The organism is Gordonia cholesterolivorans, from assembly GCF_039531975.1.
In the GTDB taxonomy this organism is placed as follows: domain Bacteria; phylum Actinomycetota; class Actinomycetes; order Mycobacteriales; family Mycobacteriaceae; genus Gordonia; species Gordonia sihwensis.
Genome location: NZ_BAAARB010000059.1, coordinates 1 through 1,116 on the forward strand (window position 1 = coordinate 1; position 1,116 = coordinate 1,116).

Annotated in this window: 1 protein-coding gene; it reads left to right on the plus strand. The window is 66.1% G+C overall.

Annotated features, from left to right (window positions below):
* Positions 1-89 precede the first annotated feature (89 nt).
* Positions 90-1,109, plus strand: coding sequence for an IS30 family transposase (locus tag ABFX36_RS18880; protein WP_174316897.1), 1,020 nt, complete (start codon positions 90-92; stop codon positions 1,107-1,109).
* Positions 1,110-1,116: the final 7 nt, after the last annotated feature.

Sequence of the window (1,116 nt, forward strand, 5' to 3'; positions counted from 1 at the left end):
GGCGGTGTCATACCGTCGTAGCAACACTGCAGGCCACGAGGGGTTGCGGGTAGCGCGGTAGGAGACCCTGGGTGGGGCTGGGACGGATGATGTTGACGGTGGCGGACCGGACGGAGATCGCGGTCGGACGGCGTGCGGGGATGACGGTCACGGCGATCGCCGAGCAGATCGGGCGCGACAAGTCGGTGGTGTCTCGCGAGATCAAACGCAATGCCACCAAGACGGGCGCGTATCAGGTGGTGCACGCCGACAAGCACGCCCGCGCACGGCGGGCCCGTCCGCAGACGAGGGCGATCGATGCTGACTCGGTGCTCGCCGACCGGGTACGGTCCGACCTGCGCAGGTCGCGGACGCCGCGCCAGATCGCGGGGAGGTTGAAGCTCGAGGCCCAAGACCCCACAGTGGATCCCATGACGGGTTCACCGAACGCGCAGGGCCGCCGCGTGTCACACGAGTCGATCTATCGGTGGATTTATGCTCTTCCGAAGGGAGAGTTGGCTGCTCAGGGCATCCTGTTGCAGTCCAAGCGCACCGCGCGTAAACCCCGCAAGTCAGTCGGTGAGCGGTCGGCGCGGATCGTGGGCATGGTCAGCATCGACGACCGCCCCGAGACCGCGGCCGATCGGCGGGTGCCGGGCTGGTGGGAAGGAGATCTGATCGTCGGGAAGGCCGGCCAGTCCGCGGCGGTGACCTTGGTCGAGCGCACCAGCCGGTACACGCTGATCCTGGGTCTGCCGGACGGGAAGAAAGCACCCGGCGTTGCTGATGTGCTGATCGATCACCTGCGAGGACTGCCGGAGTTCATGCGACAGGGCCTGACGTGGGATCAAGGCACCGAGATGGCCGAGCACGCCAGCGTCACCGTGGCCGCCGAGTTGCCGATCTACTTCGCTCATCCCCGCTCGCCATGGGAACGCCCGACGAATGAGAACACCAACGGCCTGATCCGCGAGTACCTGCCCAAGGGCACCGAAATCCCATCCGATCAGCTGTACCTCGAAGCGATCGCCCGCGAGCTCAACGAGCGGCCACGGCAGTGCCTGGGCTTCTACACTCCACGGGAAGTCTTCGAACGCCTACTGAAGGACAACGTTGCTTCCACGAGTTGACACCGCC

Coding starts and splice junctions, on each gene's coding strand:
- ABFX36_RS18880 (WP_174316897.1), top strand. CDS start 90: ATGTTGACGGTGGCGGACCGGACGGAGATCGCGGTCGGACGGCGTGCG.